The 21,227-nt window shown below is 45.8% G+C and carries 18 protein-coding genes; 11 read left to right on the top strand and 7 right to left on the bottom strand.

Annotated features, from left to right (window positions below; genetic code table 11):
* Positions 1-28 precede the first annotated feature (28 nt).
* The 7 genes from NIASO_RS03090 to NIASO_RS03060 are packed head-to-tail and all read left to right on the top strand — an operon-like array spanning position 29 to position 6,740.
* Complete coding sequence (locus NIASO_RS03090) at positions 29-397, top strand: transmembrane 220 family protein (RefSeq protein ID WP_008583572.1); 369 nt, start codon at positions 29-31, stop codon at positions 395-397.
* 11 nt (positions 398-408) lie between these two features.
* On the top strand, positions 409-1,128 hold the full coding sequence (locus NIASO_RS03085; protein WP_008583574.1) for an EboA domain-containing protein: 720 nt from the start codon (positions 409-411) through the stop codon (positions 1,126-1,128).
* A 7-nt stretch (positions 1,129-1,135) separates the two neighbouring features.
* The gene (locus NIASO_RS03080) at positions 1,136-2,116 is read left to right on the top strand and encodes a TatD family hydrolase (RefSeq protein WP_008583576.1); all 981 of its coding nucleotides are present in this window, start codon (positions 1,136-1,138) and stop codon (positions 2,114-2,116) included.
* A gap of 4 nt (positions 2,117-2,120) precedes the next feature.
* The gene (gene eboC / locus NIASO_RS03075; protein ID WP_025298662.1) at positions 2,121-3,008 is read left to right on the top strand and encodes a UbiA-like protein EboC; all 888 of its coding nucleotides are present in this window, start codon (positions 2,121-2,123) and stop codon (positions 3,006-3,008) included.
* A gap of 8 nt (positions 3,009-3,016) precedes the next feature.
* Positions 3,017-4,171: a 3-dehydroquinate synthase gene (locus NIASO_RS03070; RefSeq protein WP_008583579.1), complete on the top strand. Its 1,155-nt coding sequence runs from the start codon at positions 3,017-3,019 to the stop codon at positions 4,169-4,171.
* Positions 4,172-4,176: 5 nt separating this feature from the next.
* The gene (gene eboE / locus NIASO_RS03065) at positions 4,177-5,388 is read left to right on the top strand and encodes a metabolite traffic protein EboE (RefSeq protein WP_008583581.1); all 1,212 of its coding nucleotides are present in this window, start codon (positions 4,177-4,179) and stop codon (positions 5,386-5,388) included.
* A gap of 2 nt (positions 5,389-5,390) precedes the next feature.
* Complete coding sequence (locus tag NIASO_RS03060; RefSeq protein ID WP_008583583.1) at positions 5,391-6,740, top strand: alkaline phosphatase family protein; 1,350 nt, start codon at positions 5,391-5,393, stop codon at positions 6,738-6,740.
* A 5-nt stretch (positions 6,741-6,745) separates the two neighbouring features.
* Here NIASO_RS03060 and NIASO_RS03055 read toward each other — a convergent pair whose 3' ends face one another.
* The 3 genes from NIASO_RS03055 to NIASO_RS03045 are packed head-to-tail and all read right to left on the bottom strand — an operon-like array spanning position 6,746 to position 11,219.
* Positions 6,746-7,129, bottom strand: a complete 384-nt coding sequence (locus tag NIASO_RS03055) for a high-potential iron-sulfur protein (protein ID WP_008583584.1) — start codon at positions 7,127-7,129, stop codon at positions 6,746-6,748.
* Between the two features lie 12 nt (positions 7,130-7,141).
* A complete protein-coding gene (locus tag NIASO_RS03050) occupies positions 7,142-9,067 on the bottom strand; it encodes a hypothetical protein (protein WP_008583586.1) in 1,926 nt (641 codons plus the stop codon).
* Positions 9,054-11,219: a PVC-type heme-binding CxxCH protein gene (locus NIASO_RS03045; RefSeq protein WP_008583588.1), complete on the bottom strand. Its 2,166-nt coding sequence runs from the start codon at positions 11,217-11,219 to the stop codon at positions 9,054-9,056. The genes NIASO_RS03050 and NIASO_RS03045 overlap by 14 nt, the downstream gene beginning before the upstream one ends.
* Positions 11,220-11,250: 31 nt before the next feature.
* Between NIASO_RS03045 and NIASO_RS20150 the strand changes: the two genes are divergently transcribed.
* The 4 genes from NIASO_RS20150 to NIASO_RS03030 all read left to right on the top strand — a co-directional run bounded on the left by NIASO_RS20150 (position 11,251) and on the right by NIASO_RS03030 (position 15,601).
* Entirely contained in the window at positions 11,251-11,442 is a 192-nt protein-coding gene (locus tag NIASO_RS20150) for a hypothetical protein (RefSeq protein WP_008583589.1), read from the top strand.
* Positions 11,443-11,734: 292 nt separating this feature from the next.
* Entirely contained in the window at positions 11,735-12,586 is an 852-nt protein-coding gene (locus NIASO_RS03040; RefSeq protein ID WP_025298661.1) for an N-acetylglucosamine kinase, read from the top strand.
* Positions 12,587-12,729: 143 nt separating this feature from the next.
* The gene (locus NIASO_RS03035) at positions 12,730-14,856 is read left to right on the top strand and encodes a hypothetical protein (protein ID WP_008583592.1); all 2,127 of its coding nucleotides are present in this window, start codon (positions 12,730-12,732) and stop codon (positions 14,854-14,856) included.
* Positions 14,857-14,908: 52 nt separating this feature from the next.
* Positions 14,909-15,601, top strand: coding sequence for an SGNH/GDSL hydrolase family protein (locus NIASO_RS03030; protein WP_008583594.1), 693 nt, complete (start codon positions 14,909-14,911; stop codon positions 15,599-15,601).
* A 578-nt stretch (positions 15,602-16,179) separates the two neighbouring features.
* Here NIASO_RS03030 and NIASO_RS03020 read toward each other — a convergent pair.
* The 4 genes from NIASO_RS03020 to NIASO_RS03005 all read right to left on the bottom strand — a co-directional run bounded on the left by NIASO_RS03020 (position 16,180) and on the right by NIASO_RS03005 (position 21,198).
* Positions 16,180-17,373 (bottom strand): heparan-alpha-glucosaminide N-acetyltransferase domain-containing protein, encoded by a 1,194-nt coding sequence (locus tag NIASO_RS03020; RefSeq protein WP_008583597.1) that lies wholly within the window; start codon positions 17,371-17,373, stop codon positions 16,180-16,182.
* Positions 17,374-17,643: 270 nt separating this feature from the next.
* Complete coding sequence (locus NIASO_RS03015) at positions 17,644-19,014, bottom strand: NAD-dependent succinate-semialdehyde dehydrogenase (RefSeq protein WP_008583598.1); 1,371 nt, start codon at positions 19,012-19,014, stop codon at positions 17,644-17,646.
* Positions 19,015-19,163: 149 nt separating this feature from the next.
* On the bottom strand, positions 19,164-20,174 hold the full coding sequence (locus NIASO_RS03010; protein ID WP_025298659.1) for a hypothetical protein: 1,011 nt from the start codon (positions 20,172-20,174) through the stop codon (positions 19,164-19,166).
* Between the two features lie 142 nt (positions 20,175-20,316).
* Positions 20,317-21,198: an AraC family transcriptional regulator gene (locus NIASO_RS03005; RefSeq protein ID WP_008583602.1), complete on the bottom strand. Its 882-nt coding sequence runs from the start codon at positions 21,196-21,198 to the stop codon at positions 20,317-20,319.
* Between the last annotated feature and the right edge of the window lie 29 nt (positions 21,199-21,227).

The raw sequence follows: 21,227 nt of genomic DNA, 5'->3' as shown, positions 1-21,227 counted from the left end.
TTATCTTGTAAGCAGTTATTCAATCAATATGTTTTTACTGATCTTTAATATCTTGTTTTGCATTGCCTTTATTGGGTTTGCCTGGGTAAATTTTGATGATAATGATGCCTGGCTTTGGGTAAGTATTTATGGCATCCCTGCCCTACTTTGCGGACTGGCGGTATTCAAGATCTATTTCCCAAAAATATACCTGATCTTCGCCCTGCTGTGCTTCTGTTATTCCATCAGTATCTTTTTTTCAAAAGATGGAGTAAAGGACTGGATGTTAAAATATAAAGCGCCCAGCCTGGTAGAATCTATGAAGGCGGACAAGCCTTATATCGAAAAAGCGAGGGAATTTTTTGGCTTATTAATAGTGGTAGCAGTACTACTGATCAACTATTTTGTAATCCGTTAACAGCAAATTGGATGTTTGCTTCTACTTTCGAAATATTGCGCACCGCAATAGCAACTGTTCTTAAAAAAGAAAGTAATGCAGAAAGCTTTGCATGGCTTATGGCGCTGCCGGTTCTCCCGCAAAATATAAATCGGGATTTTTCTTTCGCAAGCAGAAAGTTCTCCAAACAAAAGCCTGCGGCTTCTTCGGCGTTCTATATTCATCTTTCAGAAAAATTCCAACATACAAATTGGCATAGCTGGGCGCCGCTCGATTTAGCAAGGCTTTATCTGTTACTACAATTAAATGCGGCAAACGAACAGGAATATATTGCCACGATTGAAAGCTTATTTAATGAGGCCGATTTAGGGGAACTCACTATTTTGTACAAAGCGCTTCCATACTTCGCTTATGAGGAAGCATGGAAAAGTCGGTGTACTGAGGGGATCCGGAGCAATATGGGCACCGTATTGGAAGCCATCATGTATGAAAACAACTACCCTTCCGTTTATTTGCCGGATGCCGCGTGGAACCAACTGATCTTAAAAGCGATTTTTACTGATAAAGACCTGGCCCGGATCTACGGGCTTGAAGAACGAAATAACGCTGCGCTGGCGGCTTCTTTACTAGACTACGCGGAAGAACGATTAGCAGCGGGCAGGAGCATTGATGCCGCCATCTGGGCCCTTACAAGGGTATTTTACCCTGAAAAAACAGGAGTACTGCAACAACGATTTTTACAAGAAAAATAGAACAAGTATGTGCTGTGGAAATAAAGCAATTGAAAACCGGGCGGTGTTGCCGGAAGCTATAGACAGCGAGCTTATAAAGGGTATGCTTTTTTTTGATCCTCATGTGCACATGACCTCGCGCACTACCGACGACTATCAGGCAATGGCTGACGCGGGGATTGTGGCACTCATCGAGCCTTCTTTCTGGCTGGGCCAGCCCCGTACCAATGCGGGCACTTTTACTGATTATTACAGTTCGCTGCTGGGCTGGGAGCGCTTTCGTTCCGGGCAGTTTGGCATAAAACATTATTGTACCATCGGGCTTAATTCAAGAGAAGCCAACAATGAGGCGCTGGCAGAGGAAGTAATGGCCCTGCTGCCAAAATTTATTTACAAAGAAGGCGTGGTAGGAATTGGTGAAATAGGCTTTGACGACCAAACTGCATTAGAAGAAAAATACTATCGCCTGCAGCTACAGATGGCAAAAGACGCCGCCTTGCCCGTACAGGTGCATACGCCGCATCGCGACAAGAAGAAAGGCACGCAGCGCAGCATGGATATAGCGGTTGAAGAGGGCATGGATCCGTCGATGGTTATCATTGATCATAATAATGAAGAAACCGTGGAAGAGGTGTTAAACCGGGGATTTTGGGCGGCTTTCACCATTTACCCCTTTACAAAAATGGGAAATGAGCGAATGGTGGAAATCGTAAAAAAATATGGCGCCGAGCGGATCATGGTCAATTCCGCCGCCGACTGGGGCATCAGCGATCCCCTGGCTGTTCCTAAAACAGCCCTGCTGATGAAGCAAAAGGGCATCAGCGATGCCGTAATTAAAGCCGTTACGTATACCAACGCCATTACAGCTTTTGGTCAAAGCGGGCAAATAGATACAACCGATTTTGAGAACGGCTTTATGATCAACCAGTCAGAAAAATTTGAAAACAACTCTGTTTTACGTGGCGGACAACAACCTCGTATCGACAAGAGCTCCATTATCATTAAATAAAAGGGTGCGCAGGATATTTTATTACATAACGCTTTGCCGGCCTGCCAATGTAATAACCGCAATGGCAGATGTGCTGGCGGGCGTCAGCATTGTATTGTTCTATAGCAGTTCATACGAAAACAGTAATTTCTATTACAAAAGCATACTATTGCTTACTTCCACCGCAGGGTTATACGCAGGGGGCATTGTATTCAATGATGTTTTTGATGCCGGGCTGGACCGGGTTGAACGACCTGAGCGTATGATCCCAAGCGGCATTATAACGGAAAAAGCTGCCAAACGATATGGCTGCATTTTATTTATTATTGCACTCATAAGTAGTGCCCTGGTTAGTATAACATCCTTTGTAGTGGCCTGTACTATTGTTGTACTGGCTTTGTTATACGATTCTAAAAGCAAGCACCATAGCCTGGCAGGCCCATTAAATATGGGGCTTTGCAGGGGATGCAATTTATTGCTGGGCATTTCCCTGATGCCTGCAGTACTAAAGCAAAATTTTTATTTAGCTATTGTACCGGTTATTTACATTTTTGCGGTAACCACCATCAGCAGGGATGAAGTACATGGCGGTAAAAGAAAGAACCTGGCAACAGCTTTCATTCTCTATTTACTCGTCTTTTTTATTTTATACATGGTCTGCAGGCATACGGGCGTATACGCCGGGCTTTGGATAGTATTACCTTTTTGTATCGCCGTAATGACACCGCTATACAACGCCTGGCAAGCACCTTATGCAAAAAACATTGTTAAAGCTGTAAAAGCGGGAGTGCTCAGCATTATTTTTTTAGATGCCGCCTGGGCGGCGATTCATCAGCAGGTCCTTCTTTGCGGATTGATCCTTTGTTTTTTACCATTTTCTATTTTGCTAGGTAAATACTTTGCTATTACTTAATTTTAAGCATGATTATTGAGCAGCAGTTTACAATAAAATACCAGTACAGGATTCACTTTACGGAGGATATTTTTACTACTCAGAATACTACGTTCAGTGATATAATATACAGTCATTCTAATAATAGGTTTACCCCTTCCCTGTTATTTATCATCGACAGCAACGTGGCAGCCGTTCATCCTGAATTGCAATCGGAAATAAGCCGTTACATAAGCCATTACGCTATTGGCAGCCGGTTCATTAATGTGCTTATAATCCCCGGTGGTGAAAAAGCCAAGGAAAATGATCAGGCCTACCAGTCCATCCTTAATGCCATTCATCAATTTAAAATCGATCGTCATTCTTTTGTTGTTGCCATCGGCGGCGGTGCCGTATGCGATGTAACAGGGTTTGCAGCCGCAGTAGCCCACAGGGGAATAAAATTAATTCGCATTCCAACCACAACTTTGGCGCAAAACGATGCCGCCATTGGCGTAAAAAATGGCATTAACGCATTTGGTAAAAAAAATTTTTTAGGAACATTTGCCACCCCGGTAGCAGTAATCAACGACAGCCGTTTTTTAAGAACATTACCGTACAAAACGTGGATTGCAGGGCTGGCAGAAGCCATCAAAGTAGCATTAATAAAAGACGCCGCCTTCTTTGAGCGGATTGAACAATTGGCCCCTGCGCTCCATGCAGGGGACGAAACCGCAATGCAGGAAACTATTATAGAATGCGCAAAATTGCACCTGCAGCATATTGCTAATGGCGATCCGTTTGAAAGCGGCTCTTCCAGGCCCCTTGACTTTGGACATTGGAGCGCCCACAAATTGGAGCGTATGTCTGGCTACCGGTTGTTACATGGAGAAGCCGTCGCCATCGGAATTGCGCTGGACTGTACTTATGCGCATCTGAAAGGCTATTTAAATACAGCGGCGTTGAACAGAATATTCAACTTGTTGTGGCAATTAAACCTTCCCACGAACGACCTCCTGTTGAGCCAAACGGAAGAACTCCTGCAGGGACTAACGGAGTTCAGGGAACATTTAGGCGGTGTACTAACCATACCGTTATTAAAAAACATTGGCACGGCTTTTAATGTATACACCATCGACGAACCCGTCATGTACCAGGCAGCAAAAAAATTAGCTACCGCCTCTCCCGCGATCTCTTTAGTATAAGCATCATGAGAACAAATTATGGACATCTTACCTATTGCAGCAATATTCATTCGGGCGAAACATGGGCCGCACATTTCAGTGAGTTGCAAAAATATTTCCCGGAGATAAAAAAGAAATGCAGTCCCAAAACAGCCATGGGCATCGGTTTGCGGCTATCAGCCACTGCAGCGCAAACGCTTTCCCAAAAAAAAGAATTAGCCCGGTTTAAAAACTGGCTTGGGGAACAAAATGCCTATGTATTCACCATGAACGGGTTTCCTTATGGCGGTTTTCATAAGACGACCGTAAAAGACACGGTACATGCTCCCGACTGGACTACTGTTAAACGGGTAAACTATACCAAACAACTTGCCGGCATACTGGCCGCGCTGCTTCCGGACAAGATGGAAGGTAGCATCTCCACCTCGCCGTTGAGCTACCGGTATTGGCATAAAAATGAAGCAGCCACTAACCGCGCCGTAAAAAAAGCCACCGGCAGCATTATTGCTGTCGTTACCCATTTAATAAAACTGGAGCAGGAATATGGCAAAACTATTTTTATTGCGATTGAGCCTGAACCGGATGGGCTTTTAACGGATACCCTTTCCTTTATCAATTGGTATACCGGTGAATTGTTGGAAACCGGCGCCCGCAAGCTAAGCCAGGAACTGGACCTGTCTTTTTCAAAAGCCCGCAGCCTTTTAAAAAAATATGTACGATTATGTTATGACATTTGCCACGCGGCCATTAATTACGAGCAACCAACTACCACTATTAAATTATTGCAAAAGCGGGGCATAAAAATTGGTAAAATACAGATCAGTGCAGCACTTAAAGCTATTTTCCAAAAAAATAATACGGGACGGAATACGCTAACAAAGGCCATCAGGCAATTTGCTGAACCTACCTACCTGCACCAGGTTATCAGCCGAAGCAAGCACAACGAATTGGTATCCTATCGGGATCTTCCGGAAGCCCTTCAACACAGCGGTGACGCATCAGTTAAAGAATGGCGCATCCATTATCATGTGCCCATTTTTACAAAAAAAATACCCCCGCTGTCCACTACGCAGGACGATATCATAAACATCCTGGACATGCATAAAAATACGCCGCTCACACAGCACCTGGAAGTGGAAACCTACACCTGGGAGGTTTTGCCCAAAGCATTAAAAAAAGATATTGGAGGCTCTATAACCAGGGAACTAAAATGGGCGCTCAAACACCTGAACAAATAATTATGCAAAAGACCGTTGTATTAAATGTAGTAGGCTTATCAAAATCCATTCTTCATTTGCTCCCATCGCTTAGCCGCCATGCCGCCGGGCATAACCTTAGCGTAATAACGCCGATGCTTCCCGCCGTTACCACCCCCGTCCAATCTACCTACCTTACAGGGAAATGGCCATCCGAAACGGGCATAGTCGGGAACGGCTGGTATGATCATGCAGAGAGTGAAATAAAATTCTGGAAGCAATCGAACAAACTGGTGCAGGCAAAAAAAATCTGGGAGGCGGCAAAGGAAGCGGATGCCGGTTTTACGGCAAGCAATATGTTTTGGTGGTATAACATGTATTCATCAGTTGACTACAGCGCCACGCCGCGCCCCAATTATCTTGCGGACGGAAGAAAAATACCGGATTGTTACACCCATCCCGCATCGCTGAGAGATACGCTGCAACAGCAGTTGGGACAATTTCCCTTGTTCCAGTTCTGGGGGCCGGGCGCCAGTATTAAATCCTCACAATGGATTGCAGACGCATCCATAGAAACCGACCGTTTACACAATCCTACGTTAACATTGATCTATTTGCCTCACTTAGATTATTGTCTGCAAAAATTTGGTCCCGATGAAACGCTTATAAAAAGCGAATGTGCCGCAATAGACAAAGTGGCAATGCAACTGATCAATTATTATCAGCAACAAAAGGTAAGGATCATTGTGCTATCAGAATATGGTATTACGCCGGTATCTAATCCCATACACATAAACAGGATCCTGCGTAATAACGATTATATAGCTATAAGAAAGGAACGGGGGCTGGAATTGTTAGATGCAGGGGCTTCAAAGGCCTTTGCCGTAGCGGATCATCAGGTAGCGCATGTATACGTTGAAGATAAAACACTAATAGCCGAAATAAAAAGTCTTTTGGAAAACACCGATGGCGTTGCCCGTGTATTGGATAAAACGGAACAAATAAATTACCATATCGATCACGAACGGTCGGGCGACCTGGTGGCAGTAGCAGCCAATAACAGTTGGTTTACCTATTATTTCTGGAACAATGATGAACTGGCTCCTGACTATGCAAGATGTGTGGACATACATAAGAAGCCGGGTTACGATCCGGCAGAACTATTTATGACCTCCAAAGCAAGGGCGGCTTACAAGTTGCTTAAAAAGAAACTGGGCATGCGTTATGTAATGGACGTCATTCCTTTAGATGCCTCTCTGGTAAAGGGTTCTCACGGAAGTCCTTTTGTTACGGATGCATACAAACCTGTATTAATTACGAAAGATTTTTCAGCAGCGCCGGAGGTACCGCCAACTGCCGTTTATGATGTTATCTGGCAGCACCTCCATTCCTAAAAAGATCAGCCCTGCTTCTCGGCCCAGTAGGTGCAGTATCCGCCTGGGGCTATGGGGCCCCGCAGCAACTGGCATCCGCCATATTTTTTATCCCCTTCGGGTCGCAGGTAAAGGGCGCAATTTTCACAATGCTTATCTTCCATCGGTGTCTTTTCCACATACCCCAGGTTTTTTCTTTTATCAAAATCTTCCTGTGTCATCTGGGCGCTGTCGATAATAGCATTAGCCGGCGCCTCCGGCACAGCCGCCGGTTTGCCGGAGGCCGTGGTATCAGCAGGCTTATCCGTTGTATGGCTATCGTTGCCACAAGCCTGTAACAATGCAGCTCCTGCAATAGCAGTGCCTGCGGAAAAAAACACCTGTCTTAAAAACTTACGTCTGTCTTGCATGAAAATTTTAATTTAATTTAATTGATAGCTGCATAAATGAGAGCCGCTTATGAAATATATTTTGTTATTGTAATAGGTGCCGCCGGCCTCAATAGCAACCGGAGACTGGGCTACCTTTTCCAGTTTAAATGAAGACGCGTTTACTTTTAAAATCCCCTTTTTACAAATCACGTACAAGGCATTACCGGAAGGCCTCCTGACAAATACCCGTGGCGATTGTACGGTTACAACCGGGCCAAACGCATCGGGTATTGCTTCTTTATAAATGATCGCCCGACTGGAAGGGTCAAAAACAAAGAACCACTTACTGTCCGCAATTCCATAAACCACTTTACCAATTTTGCACAGGTCGTCATACGTTTGCGTACCGGCTAAAACATTGCCCCTCCAGGTCACCTTTAAATTTTTCGCATCAAAAAGATAAAGGGTCGCTTCCTTCGCTTTTTTCAGCCCGCCGGTACCGGGCGCGGTTGTGGTACCACCCAACACCGTTGCAGGATCCAGTTCCGTCATGCTCATCGTTGACTGATCGGGGATCAACGAACTATCACTTAGTGTTTTTACCGTTTTCTCTTTGTTGTTATAAATTAACATCCCGCCCCCGGTATATCCGTACTCAGGGGTACCCGTTAATAACACTTTATTCAATTGTTCCAATACCAGGACCCGGTGCGGCCGGTGCACATGCTGCTTGTCGGTAGCCAGCACCACAGGGTTCGCTCCTTTGCTTATAGCCTGATCTGCATTGTATCGTACCAATCCTCCCTGCGGATAAGCGCCAAAATAAACGTAGTTTTTAAAAGCTTCAGAAGTGTTAAACTGACCGTAAGCTCCGTAATCTTCAAATTTATTTGCAGCCGGATCAAATATAAAGTAGCGCATCGGGAATGTAGCGCCGCCAATCAGTTGCCCCCTGGCCGTTACATCCACCCCCATCACCAAGCTCCCCTCACTGGTATAGGTAAATTTAAGCTTCTTTTCACCCGTGGTGTTTTTAATTACCAGTTCACGATCACCTAAATCTAAACTTTTAATAGCCGATCCATCCGGAAACTTTTTATAAAAAAGGTTTTGCGATCCGGCTATATAAGGCTTTTCATTAACCACTTTAAAAGCCTGTTCTGTAAAATCGGCAACCCCATTAAAAAGCCGGATGCTTTTTCCAGATTCCTCTGATGCCGTTGCATACACCTTTCCATCTAATGCCCTGTATAAGGAAGGCCATCCTTTCTGGCGTTGTGCTCCGTTCAACAGTTTCCTGGTTTCTTTTGTTTGCGGATTAAACGCCAGTATCTGGGTTTCCGTTGGTCCCACTGCAATGTATATCCATCCCTTCGCATCGGCAGCAAGGGCACGGGGGTATTGCATCCAGGGCTCCTTGTTCAGAAAACCATAATTCACCAGCTCCTTTGTACCGGGCTCGTACGCTACCAGCCCACAGTTGGGATAGGTTGCCGCCCAGATGCGACCGTTATCGTCCTCAGTAAAAGACATCGCCGTCAGATCAAACCCTTTTTGTGAAAAAGTAAAAGCATTCTTCACAGGGTCAAACTCGGCAAAATTCCTGTTGAAATATCCGTAAAATTTATTTTTTGAAGATAGAATGGATGCATACGGCGCATCGCCCGGAGCAAAAGGAACACTAAACTGTTGGGTGGCGCCGGAAGCCGCATCAATAGACAACAACGCATATCCCCCGCGGTGATCAAACAGCCAGGCCAGGACTACATTCCGGCCTCCCGCGCCGGTAGTGGCTACGATCCCCCTGTCATTACTTTTCGGACAGGCAACGCCGTAATCATAAAAGCCGTTCCCCAAATTTTGCGCGAAGCCCGATACCGGCAGGCAACAGAGCGATAAACAAACGCACCCGAGCAATACGCTCATTTTCGTCCGAATAGCAGGGAGCCCCTTCCGGTAGTTCTTATTTTTTTGCATTAGGGATAGTAAAGTATTTAGCAATGGTATCTGCAACATCTTTAGCCGGACCCGTTTTCAGTTTTTCGATTTCAGACACAGTGCCGGCGCCCATTTTTATTTTGCCGGTACTGTATACTTTGCCCAACCCTTTTAGCACCGCATATTTCCAGCGCGGCTCATCCGCCAAAGGCGCTTTATCCACCTGCTTCAACAAGTTTGTTATTTCCCCCGCGTTATTGCGCGCGGCAATAATGCTCGCATAATCCTCAACAAACGATCCTTTATCCGGGTTAAATCCGTTGAAGAATGTTTTACGATCCAGCAAGGACTTAAAGAAACCAGTTGAACTGCCCTCCCGGCTGCTCAATATGGCTGTTTTAAACCAGGTATTGCTGCCGGCATATTTTTCAGCAACCTGCGCTAAGGTTTGCATCACCAACGCATTATTTTTTGAATTACCGATGCTCAGGGTCGCCTGCAACGCGGTTCTTGCTGAAGAATCATTCACGGCGATCTTTGCTATTTCCGGCGCCAGCTCGGGGTAGCGCTCCGCCAGCATTACACCGTGTTCACGCACGCCCGAAACCGGGTCTGCCAGCGCCTGTTTTACAACAGCGGCATCTAAAGCATTTAATCCTTCTAATGTATAGATCGCATGCAGCCGCTCTAATGCGTTGGTACTGGTTTTAATGACATTCTTTAATGCCCCGGTCACTGATTGATCCTGTTTTGCAATGATTAACCGTTGTGCCTGCAGGCGATACCATTGGTTGCCATTACCCAGATAAGGTAACAGTTGCGCTGCAGTCATGGCAGCTAATTTTGGAAATTCCGTGATCGCTTTTTTCCCTTTGGGCACAATACGGTAGATCCTTCCCATGTTGCTGCCACGCATAAAATCCATATCTTTTTTAAGACTGTCCGGGATCGACATCGGGGTTTCAATATGCTGCCGGTAATAATCAATAACATATAAATACCCATCAGGGCCCACGGTAAAGCCTACCGGGCGAAACCACGAATCGGTGGTGGCCAGAAACTCCCGTTTCTCCTCACCTGCCGCACGTTTTGCCGTGTATACAGGGCTATGCGGATCCAGGTTCAATACATCGCGGTGCACCAGACTTCCCGCCACATCGCCTGTAAAAACATTCCCGTAAAATTCTTTAGGAAAAGCATCCGCATCGTACACCGTTCCGCCGGAAGATCCGGTAAAATGATCCCTGGCATATTCTATTTGCTTCGATCCCTGTTTCCTGAAAGCCGCATTGCGCGCGTCGGTGCGCGCCTGGCGCCAGTAAGGCGTTTCGGTTCTCTGATACATAATGGGGTCGTGGTCAGAAATATTAATGATCGCCCTCGGGTTCTTCAAATAGTCGATGCGGTGCGTATAACGCCAGGGAATAACCGACTCCTGTATATGAATCGAATTTTCTGTAAAGAAGCGGTGCCCCCAATCATTAATTGCCTGCCCAAACTGTCCCGGCCCGGTTTCCTGTTGAAATTTTTTATCTGCCAACCGGAACCTGAAATCGGCGCCCTGCATATTGAGTGGTGTTACATTAGGCGATTCGGGTGAACTTACTTCGCCCGCCTGCCCGCGGTTGTTAGCATAAATCCAGTTGTCCACCGAATAGCGAAGGCTGGTGATCTGCGCTTCCGAATTTGCTTTAAAAAACCCGGTGTACAATACCTCTTTTATATCCGCTCTGTAATCCCCGTTCGTATCTTTTAAAAAGAAAATATTAGGCGCCGCTGTTACAATAAGCCCGCCATTCCAGGGCAACATGCTGGTGGCTTCGTCCAGTTTATCAGCAAACACCACAGAAGAATCCACGCGGCCGTCTTTATTCAGATCCAGCAATACGCGTATGTTCCCTTTTTCCTGTCCGGGTTTTGGCGGATAGGGATAGTCGGGCATGCTCACGGCATAAGCCACGCCATTCTCATCAAAAGTGAGATCAACCGGATCAGTAATATAAGGCTCCGCCGCAAATACCTGTATTTCAAAATTCGGATCCAGTTCAAATTTTTTCAGTGCTTCATCCGTTGTAAGTGGCTCGGAATAACGGGGTTTGCCGCTCTGCTTCCCGCCCCCACTGGTACAGGAAAAAAATGCAACCAGCCCAACCGATGCAATTGTTAAGAACACACTAACTTTTCTTTTCATAAAATATTAAATTGAGTATAATTTTTTCAATATGGCCCCGGCGTTTTGGTGCACGCCCTCTTTTAATTATTTCTATTCACGCATTGACAGAAGTATCTTTCGCAACAGTCACCCGGCATCGTTTACAATTCAGCAGGACCTCTACTATTTCAATGGCGCTGCCGCAATCAATCTATCCCGCAGTATTTCAATCGTACCACAACCCAACCAGTACGCAATATAACTTCAAAAAATATAAAAAATAATTTTTTTGCGGTTTTTTTGCGGATTTTTATTTTATTTTACGCAAACAAACCGATTTAATTAAAGCAAGAAGATTGCGGCACCCTATTGCAGCAAATAGCTTAACATTTTAAAAATAAACTATTTATAGAAAATATACACTTCCCGGCAGTCACTAAAACAAATAACGGGAATTTCATTTAAAAATCAATTTTGCGTTTTTTAAGCAACTGCAGTCATTGTATATTGAATTAAATCGCCTAAATTTTACGTTCAAAAATTCCATAACAACCATGATCCTTATCGCAGACGGCGGCGCCACAAAAACTACCTGGAGTTTCATCAATAACGCTGCCGTTTTTAATTTTGAAACGGAAGGCTACCATCCTTTTTTTGTAGACGCCGGCTACATTGCACAATCCCTGCAAAAGGCATTACCGCCCGCTATGGCGGAGCATTGTGATGATATAGAAAAAATTTTCTTTTACAGTACGGGCGCCGGTTATTCAAAGGAAACAGATGCGGTGTTAAGGGAGGGAATCACCCCGGTATTTCCCGGCGCCGAAATCTTCCTGGAAACTGATCTGCTGGCCGCCGCCAGGGCCCTGCTACAAAAAGATGCAGGCTTTGCTGCTATATTGGGCACAGGCAGCAACAGCGGAATGTATGACGGAACCCATATTATCACCAACATCGAATCGGGCGGGTTCTTATTAGGCGACGAAGGCAGCGGGGCCTATCTCGGCAAGATGGTACTGATCGATTATATAAGGGGCTACATGCCCGAAGCGCTTAAGCAAATTTTTGAGCAGCGCTATCAACTGACGCCGGAAAGCCTGATCAACGAAGTGTATACCTCAAAGACCCCCAACCAATACTGCGCCCGGTTTGCGCGGTTCGCAGCAGACCATATTGATATGGATTATTGCAGGGAACTGGCTATTACCAACTTCGACGATTTTTTTAAAAAGATGATCACCCACTATAAGAGCTACCGGCATTATTCCATTAATACCGTGGGTTCAGTAGCCTATTATCTAAAAGATATTTTTACACTGGTGGCGGCCCGGTATGAAGTAGCCGTCGGCAATATATTCCCCTCCGCCATTGAAGGGCTCACCCGGTATCATCGCCCCTTTCAATGAACAGTGATTGTCTCAAGAATACTATTCGGCCGGGGAACCGGTGAGGCGGTAAGTCACAGATAATATCTCCCGTATTTCCGACTTCCCGGCATTTGATACAGACAGGTTTTATACTTTATTTTCTGATTCTAACAGCAACAAACATGAACCACAAAACATATAACAGGCGTCATTTTTTAAAACTATCGGGCGTGGGCGGCGTTGGGTTAAGCGCAGGGAAAAAGTTGGTACACCTGCCGGAACTGTATGCTTCGAGGTCAAATTCATCCATGGCAATGCAGGGACCGGACATTCCGTTTATTCCCAATAGGGTGGCCAGTTGGTGGAATGCCCTGGAGGATTTGCAATGGAACCAGAAAGCCATCCGGGATAAAGTAAAAAGACGGGCCGCAGGTTTTGCAAAGGCAAAGATTGACACAGCGGTAAATTATGGATTTCATATCCGCTTTGATTTTTCAAATTATTTCGGACAATTGCACGAATATTTCAGAGCCGTGCGGGATGAGTTGCACCAGTACAATATCAAATTCATTGAGCACTATTCCTGCAACCATGTGGAGCGGCCGAGAGGCACCGAAGAGTTTAATAAGCTGCACCGCAATCAGCGGCATCATATTTTATTGTTTCATGACCCGGTAGCCGCCAGGCATGCCCAGTATGAGGGACACTTCTTCCAGGACATCTGCGAACTTGATATTTTTGACGGCACCAGGGGTTACGCACGCCAATATCAAATGGAAGCGTTCTGCCACAACAACCCCGGTTTTTTGGATATGCACGCCAAATACCTTGAACGGATCATCCGCGAAGTCGATTTTGACGGCTATGAAATTGATGACATGTGCGATTATGTGGGGCTGCGCTCCTGCGGATGTAAATATTGCCGGGAGCGCTTCCGCCGCGATTACGGTCATGAAATTCCGGAGGTTTCCAACAAAGCTTTTTGGGGCGATACCACAAAACCCATGCTGAACTGGGGCAATTATGAGAATCCGGTGTTCAGAGATTGGATCAAAATGAAGGACGACATTATTGCCGATCATGTGGCAATGGTAAAACGGATCATTGGCAATAAACCCCTGCTCACCTGCTGTTCCAGTACGGGGCCTATTACATTAAACGCCATCTCGCTTAATTTGGAACGGATCGCCGGCCGTCTTGATTTTTTTATGCTGGAAAACGTGGGCACCAATATCAAAAGTGTAAACTGGATTGAAAAAGATGCGGAGGCGTTGCAGCAAAAAGATATAGCCCGGCAAAGAGGCCAGGCGCCGGCCATCGCTTTAAGCTACACCATTTATAAGGACGGGGGCTATTTTGGATGGAGCCTGGCCCGTTTTTGGGGAGTAGCCAACTGGGCCAGTACTTTTCATCAGCGCTTACAGGAAGATCCGCCGGATGCAATGGAATTGGAGGATATGATCCATGATGTAAACAACTGGGAGGTTGCGCATAGCAACCTTGACAATTATACCGCCAAAGACTTTTATGAAGTGCGCCTGGTGTACAACTATTATTGCCGGATCAACGGCTGGCGACAGGCAGATGGTACGGAACATTGGGATAAGGTAAAAAAATGGTCGGCACAGCTAGTAGAAAATAATGTGGGGTACCGTTTTGTGCGCTACCAGGAACTGGCAGACGCCGCAGCGCTTTTGGCGGAGCGTCAGCCCCTGATCCTGGATAGCGTTGCCTGTCTTTCTGATCATCAATACAAAGCGATTGAAGACTATTTGAAAAAAGGAGGCATCGCATGGTTAGCGCTCCCCTTTGGCACGCATGATGAATCGGGGAAACTACGCTCCCGGCCGCTTTCGGATCAACTATTACAAAACAAATACAGGCACCTGCATTTATTTGATTCATCGGCCCATACCAATACTTTGGAGCAGTTTATTGCGGCAGGAACGTTCCGGCCCGCCATAAGGCAAGTGGCGGGAGACAAAGGCTGGGCCCTTCGCGTACGGTTTTACAAAGATCAACCAGTGCTCCATTTTTTGAATACCCGGCTGAATGCCATTCCGGATGCCAGCATAAAAGATATTTCCGGTCTTCCGATCGTTCGTTCTATTGAATCAACTATCAAAAACAACCGGCTGCGTTTTGAAATAGATCGCCAAAAACTACCGCTGCGGCCGCTGCAACTGGTAAGCCCTGAGTTAGAAGCAACAGCCCGCCCTGTGCCCGTTACGGGGCAATCGTCTGTTCAAACACTGGAAGCGGATCTTTCCGGTATCCGCATCTATGCCGCTGCCCATACGTCAGCATAAAAGTATTTTTTTGAATCAGGAATTTATTTTCGTTCATCCATAAAAAAACAACGTGAAAACGCTTTTACTTGCCACTCTGTTGATACTATCTTTTATCACCGGCCACTCACAGACCAGGCGGCCGGTAACGATTGTTACCTTTGGAAATTCAACCACAGCGCGGAGATCCGGCGTTCAGAAAGTGTATGCACAGCGGCTCCATGAAAAACTGGACAGCGCCGGCATCGCGAACCGCGTGATCAACTCGGGCGTGCCCAGCAGCCATACCGGATCTATTAAAGACAATAGTTTTGCAAAAGTAGTGCATGCAATGGACCGGTTTGATACGGCTGTTTTAAAGTATCATCCTGATTGGGTAACCATCAACTTTGGTCTTAATGACGCGTACCAGGACAAAGGGCGCCATACGCCCTCCCGCATCCCGTTAAAACAATACAAAAAAAATATAACCTATTTTATCACCCGGATCCAAAAACAGGGGGGCCGGGTGGTCCTGCTAACCCCCAACCCGCTGGGGAGCAGGTTTGAACGGTACCGGTATGATCGGGTAAAAGAATATGCCCAGGCCATCCGGAAGATTGCAAGAAGAAAGCATTTGCCACTGGTTGATTCCTGGCAGCTTTTTTATACTTATATAAACGACCGGCATCTGCAACTGGACGCTCTTTTCACGGACAGCATTCATCCCAATGATGAAGGGCACCGGCTTGTTGCCAATGCATTATTTCAAATTATCAGCCATTAACAAAAACAGATCAGGTTCGCTGCCAAATTTCTTGGAAAATTTGCATTGGAACATTAGCGTTCGATGGAGAAGATCGAATCTTTTATGGCCGGCCATTCGTTTGATAAAATACTATAATAAACCACGTCGTAATAAACACCGCGATCTATAACCTTCGTTTCTAAGAATCATGTCGTACCTTCAGAACTATGAATAAAACCATACTGAAACTCATAAGCATTACCTTAACAACCCTTGCTGTGACCTGCTTCCTGTTCTCCATTTCTTTTATTTGGCTTTCTATTTTTTGGCCCTATACGCTTCCGATCGAGAACCCGATTCTAAAGAATATATATTTTTTCGCTTTTATAAACAGCTTGTGGCTTTCACCGGTATTATCACTAATTCTATTTTTTGCGCGGAAAAGAATTCCGTTTGGAGTTTGGGCGTTTTGGATAGCTCTGGCAAGCTTTATTATTATTATAACCTCTTTTGTTATTTTCGAAGGGAAAGGGGCGCTGGAGTAAACCGGTCAGGGACCAATTTTGGGTATTCTCCCGATTTATTGAGATCTTTCTCGCAACGACCAGATCAATACCTCAGAGCTTTAATTTTACATACCATTTTGATAGTCCGAAGGCAAACAGGATCATGAGCACCGCCCATACTACTGAACCGCTCACCGCCAGCCATGCATGCGCTTTCTGTTTGTAAAAGAACAGGGGAATCTTCCAACCCCAACAAACAAAATAAACAAGATCCGGCAGCAGGTAGGTGGTTAACGAATTTTGCCCGGCGATCTTGAACAGGCCGGCCCATTTAATCTTTCCCCTTACATCTGTAAAATAATATATGATTGCAAAAAGCAACAGGCTGATCCCATTGCAAACCATGGCCCAACTGGGTGTGGCAAGAATTTTAGAAAGGATAAACCAATGTCGCAGCACAAACCCTGCGGCCAGACAGCCTACCCCCATCACCGCCAATACCTGCAACAATTTTGGTTTATCGTCTGCATGTTTCCAAAGCAGCATTCCCGTTACCAGTCCGGCTAATACAATAGACGGCACATTGCCATCCCATACCACACCGGTTATATTGCCGGCAAGCCCCCCGATATGCAATACCTTCAATTGTGAAAGAATATTCAGCAGCACAAAAAACAACCAGCAACCTGCTGCAACTGCCAGGCGCCCGCGTATACAGAGGTAAATAAGCGCTGCTGTAAGATACCCCCAACCGATCAGTCCCAGGATCCCCCACCAACCTGTTTCCATCCATTTAATAGCTCCCGGGATACCCGCCTTAAAGATCCATACCAGATATAGCAATCCTCCAATGCCTGCAAGCTGAAGTAATATAAAGAACGGCTTCATCCGCTTATTAACGGGATAGGTATTCCACACCAGGAAGATGCACAGGTATACCAGCGATTTCCACAAGAGCACCGGCATTCCGGTCAACTGAGGGTTAACGCGTCCCCCATTCAGCATCAGCAACCCGATGATCAGCAAACTAACCGACCGGAAGAGGATATGCAACACCAGTTGCGGCCACTCATCCCCTTTTCTCCTCCGGGAATCGATCGCAAAGGGTATCGAAAGCCCCACCATAAACAGGAAGCCCGGGAATACCCAATCTGCCAGGCCCATACTGTCTGTTTCCGCCTTTGTATGCACCAGCCAGTGTGGCACGCCCGGCTCGTACAGGTCATTTACAAACAACATCAGGCATAAGGTAATACCCCGCATGATATCGATGGAACGGATCCTGCCAGCAAACTGAGGTTTCATAACGATGCCGGTTTTACTTAAAAAAATACGTTTCTTTTTGATCACTAAAATCGAATGGCGCCAGCGTTAAGGAAATGCCTTCAACTTTTGCGCGGGACCAGTTGCAGAAGCCACGAATGACCAAGCAATTAATAAGATAAATGAAACGCTAATTAATATTTTGCTTCACTTGACCATTTATTTATGTTATTCAGCAACACCCTTATTTCAAGTACTTCGCTTAAGCCGGGAATCCCATAATGCAGCTTTTTCAACCCGGCGATATAATCTTTAACGCCAAACCGTTTTAATATTCACAAATTCTTTGATGCCATAGCTGCCGAGCTCGCGGCCATAACCCGACTGTTTTACACCGCCAAAGGGAACGCGGGGATCCGACTTTACAAAAGTGTTCACAAAACAAGCGCCAGCCTGCAGCTCCTCGCGGGCGATTCGCTCACCCTTTAAAATATCTTTTGTAAACACTGCAGCACCGAGCCCGAAAGAAGTGTCGTTGGCTATCTCAATGGCATGTGCTTCATTCCGGGCGGTGATCACACAGGCCACCGGCCCAAAAAGTTCCTCGCTGTAACCGGTCATTCCTTTTTTTACTCCGGTTAAAATAGTGGGGGAATAAAATGCATGGTTGCCTTTAAAATCGGGGATGTTGCCTCCCAAAATACAAGTGGCCCCATCCTTAATATTTTTTAGCACCTGGCGGTGCAACTCATCCCGTAAGTCGGCGCGCGACATGGGGCCCAGTTCGGTTTGCGGCATTATCGGGTCCCCCAATCGCTTATTGCTCATTTTTTCCTTAAACAGCTTTACAAATTCTTTTTCCACTTTTCGCACAACAATAAAACGCTTGGCGGCAATACAGCTTTGACCGTTATTGATCAGCCGGCTTTGTGCACAAATGGTTGTCGCCAGTTCCAGGTCTGCATCTTCAAGAACAATATAGGGATCACTGCCACCCAGTTCCAGGACCGTTTTCTTTATTAATGCCCCCGCCCTTTCCGCTACGCGGCTGCCGGCTTCCGTACTCCCCGTAAGGGTTACCGCTTTTACAGAGGGATGTTCGATCACCTGCGGCACCCGTTTGCTTCCGATCAGCAGGGTTTGAAACACCCCTTTGGGGAACCCGGCATCCAAGAGGATCTTTTCTATAGATAATGCACAGCCCGGCACATTCGAAGCATGTTTCAACAGCCCCACATTGCCGGCCATTAAACCCGGGGCAATAAAACGAAAACTTTGCCAGTAGGGAAAGTTCCAGGGCATTACCGCTAATACAATACCAATGGGCTGCAGTGTAATAAAGCTTTTCTTTGCATCCGTTTTTACCAATTCATCCTTTAGCAGCGCGGCACCATTCTTTGCATAGTATTCGCAAACCCGTGCACATTTTTCAATTTCCCCGGCGCCATCCCTCAGCGGTTTTCCCATTTCCAGGGCCATCAGCTTTGCCAGCGCTTCTTTGCGCGCCCGCAGCAACGACGCAGCTTTTAACAGGTGCTGCGCTCTTTTTTCAAAAGAAGTGCGGCGCCAGGTCAGCCATGCTTTTTCAGCCAATGCTATTTTCTGAGCACATTTTCCCGCTGTGTCTTCCTTATAAGATTTTATAATTTTTCCGTTTACCGGGTTGATTGATTGAATTGCCATAGAAATTATTTTAAGCGGATGATCCGCTGTCCGTTAAAATAGCGCTCATTGATATAAGTACCGGCCGATGCCGGCGATACTATAGCCTCCTGATTGGCTATGCTCCTTAAAGGTACTTTTTTTGTATAAGACCCTGAAAACCCATTCGGTTATTGTAACAGGTGCTCCAACGGAATTTTAGTAAAATAAACCGCTGCTTTTCCGGTGTGGGAGGAGTAATAGCTCACCCATAACTGTTTGTTTTTAATAAGCAGGCCCGGGTAACTACAATCGCCACCGCTTTCCAGGATGAGCTTCTTTATCTGCTTACCGTTAAGATCCGTTACAAGGATGCCCGTCTTTGCCCCTGCAGGTAAATATAACCGGGTTCCTATCAGCAGCTTTCTCCCGTCGGGTGAAAAAATAAAATCAGGGCCGCCCAGGCGATAATCCAGCTTATGATAACCAAAGTTTGTGAAGGGCGCGATGCCTGTTGCCAGCACTCCCATTTTATCGCCCTGTTCCCTGCGCACCAGGATGTACATTTTACCTCCCGCATCAAACCGTATGGTTGATTCATTTGGCGCTCCGCCTATATCCAACGCCGCTATTTTTTTGAAGGTTATACCATCGGTTGTTTTTACTAACCAAATCGTAGTGCCATTGCCATAGTCGATTCCATACCCCGCGCCTTTATACCAGGTAAGCCGCCAGATCCAGTTGTTTCCCGCATTTTCGATCACTGCTTTTTCCGGAGCGGTAAATTGCATACCGGCGCCCATAAATGCTACCTGAGGATACATCCCCAACAGCTTGGAAGGTTTTTGCGTAGTATCATAAACAGAACCGCCCATCAGGCAAAGCATACGACCATCAGGCATCACGGATAATTTCTGATCACGCAGGTCGATTCCTTTTTTTTGCAGGATGGTAAAAGCTTCCCATACCCTTCCATCCCGGGTTCTTAATATTTTTCCGACGCCGTTTGATCCTGGCACATGACCAGAGCCTTCTCTGAAACTGCAATAAACATACCCTTTATATTCAAGCAGATCCGTGAAGGCATTATGATGCGCCTCGCCGCCTATTTCGGTAGCCGGCCAATCCGGTTCCGCAACCAACTGAGCTACGCAACACTGCGTCAAGAAAAAAAAGGAGACCAGTACAATCAACTGTTTCATGTATTTCATGTTTATCGTTCTATTTTTCGATCATTCCTGCTTACGGCACTTCAAAAATAGTTAACCCCGCAATAATTATGCAATAGTATTTGGCCGGGATTGATGGCGGAATGCACTTTACCAGCGGGCGAACGGGTCTTTCCTACCTACGGATCTTCTTCTTAAAATGATTGGGAGCGCAGCCCATTTTGGCCTTAAAGATCTTGGAGAAAGCATAAGCCGATTCAAAGCCCAGTTCATCGGCAATCTGCTTCACCGGATCATCCGAGCCCATCAGCCTTATTTTAGCCTTATTTAATTTCAATTGCAAAAAGTATTGATGCGGCGACATGCCCGTATACAATTTAAATTCTTTTCGAAACAAAGAATAACTGATACAGAAGTCGCCAGCTATTTTTTCAAACGACAAACTGGAACTGATATTAGCCTGCATCAGGGACATGGCCTGATTGATCACTTCTTCATGCTTGTTTTTCTTATCAAAACGGATCTGTTTGGAAAGGGAAAATATTTTTCCAAACAAATGCAGCAGCATACCGGAGATCAATTGCTGGTAACCCGTTTTTTCTAACCGGGTATGTTCGATAATATCGGTAAACAGGTTAATAACAGATTCGTGGGTCCCCAGGTAATAGGCCGGGGTCTCTTTAGGAAAAAAATGATGTTTGTGAATATGCTGCAGTATGTTTCCTTTACAACCGATCCAGTATTCCTCCCACCCCGTTTCATCATTGGGTTTGAACCGGTGCCACTCATAAGGATACAGCATCAGCAACGTGCCGGATTTAACGGATGTTAACGGACAACTTTTTGATTCAAACATTCCTTCACCATTCAGGATATAGATCAGTTGAAACTCATCAAAGACGCGCCCTTCATCCCATTTGAAATAGTGATGGGCCGGATGATTGCGGGGCGGGTACACCTGGGCCTTTTCAATATGTGTGCAACCCACATTCAATACATACAAGCCCCAACTTTTATCCACTTCACTTACAGGGAGGTATTTATAATAGTTGTTCATATACACTTCAAATTTATCAAAAAGTATAC

It is taken from the genome of Niabella soli DSM 19437 (genome assembly GCF_000243115.2).
In the GTDB taxonomy this organism is placed as follows: Bacteria; Bacteroidota; Bacteroidia; order Chitinophagales; family Chitinophagaceae; genus Niabella; species Niabella soli.
Note: the sequence above shows the minus strand (reverse complement) of the source record. Positions and strands in the feature narration are given on the sequence as shown.

Excerpts from the sequence above, each read along its gene's own strand:
- NIASO_RS03090 (WP_008583572.1), top strand. The coding sequence starts at position 29 with ATGTTTTTACTGATCTTTAATATCTTGTTTTGCATTGCCTTTATTGGG.
- NIASO_RS03085 (WP_008583574.1), top strand. The coding sequence starts at position 409 with ATGTTTGCTTCTACTTTCGAAATATTGCGCACCGCAATAGCAACTGTT.
- NIASO_RS03080 (WP_008583576.1), top strand. The coding sequence starts at position 1,136 with ATGTGCTGTGGAAATAAAGCAATTGAAAACCGGGCGGTGTTGCCGGAA.
- NIASO_RS03070 (WP_008583579.1), top strand. The coding sequence starts at position 3,017 with ATGATTATTGAGCAGCAGTTTACAATAAAATACCAGTACAGGATTCAC.
- eboE (WP_008583581.1), top strand. The coding sequence starts at position 4,177 with ATGAGAACAAATTATGGACATCTTACCTATTGCAGCAATATTCATTCG.
- NIASO_RS03060 (WP_008583583.1), top strand. The coding sequence starts at position 5,391 with ATGCAAAAGACCGTTGTATTAAATGTAGTAGGCTTATCAAAATCCATT.
- NIASO_RS03055 (WP_008583584.1), bottom strand. The coding sequence starts at position 7,129 with ATGCAAGACAGACGTAAGTTTTTAAGACAGGTGTTTTTTTCCGCAGGC.
- NIASO_RS03050 (WP_008583586.1), bottom strand. The coding sequence starts at position 9,067 with ATGCAAAAAAATAAGAACTACCGGAAGGGGCTCCCTGCTATTCGGACG.
- NIASO_RS03045 (WP_008583588.1), bottom strand. The coding sequence starts at position 11,219 with ATGAAAAGAAAAGTTAGTGTGTTCTTAACAATTGCATCGGTTGGGCTG.
- NIASO_RS20150 (WP_008583589.1), top strand. The coding sequence starts at position 11,251 with ATGGCCCCGGCGTTTTGGTGCACGCCCTCTTTTAATTATTTCTATTCA.
- NIASO_RS03040 (WP_025298661.1), top strand. The coding sequence starts at position 11,735 with ATGATCCTTATCGCAGACGGCGGCGCCACAAAAACTACCTGGAGTTTC.
- NIASO_RS03035 (WP_008583592.1), top strand. The coding sequence starts at position 12,730 with ATGAACCACAAAACATATAACAGGCGTCATTTTTTAAAACTATCGGGC.
- NIASO_RS03020 (WP_008583597.1), bottom strand. The coding sequence starts at position 17,373 with ATGAAACCTCAGTTTGCTGGCAGGATCCGTTCCATCGATATCATGCGG.
- NIASO_RS03015 (WP_008583598.1), bottom strand. The coding sequence starts at position 19,014 with ATGGCAATTCAATCAATCAACCCGGTAAACGGAAAAATTATAAAATCT.
- NIASO_RS03010 (WP_025298659.1), bottom strand. The coding sequence starts at position 20,174 with ATGAAACAGTTGATTGTACTGGTCTCCTTTTTTTTCTTGACGCAGTGT.
- NIASO_RS03005 (WP_008583602.1), bottom strand. The coding sequence starts at position 21,198 with ATGAACAACTATTATAAATACCTCCCTGTAAGTGAAGTGGATAAAAGT.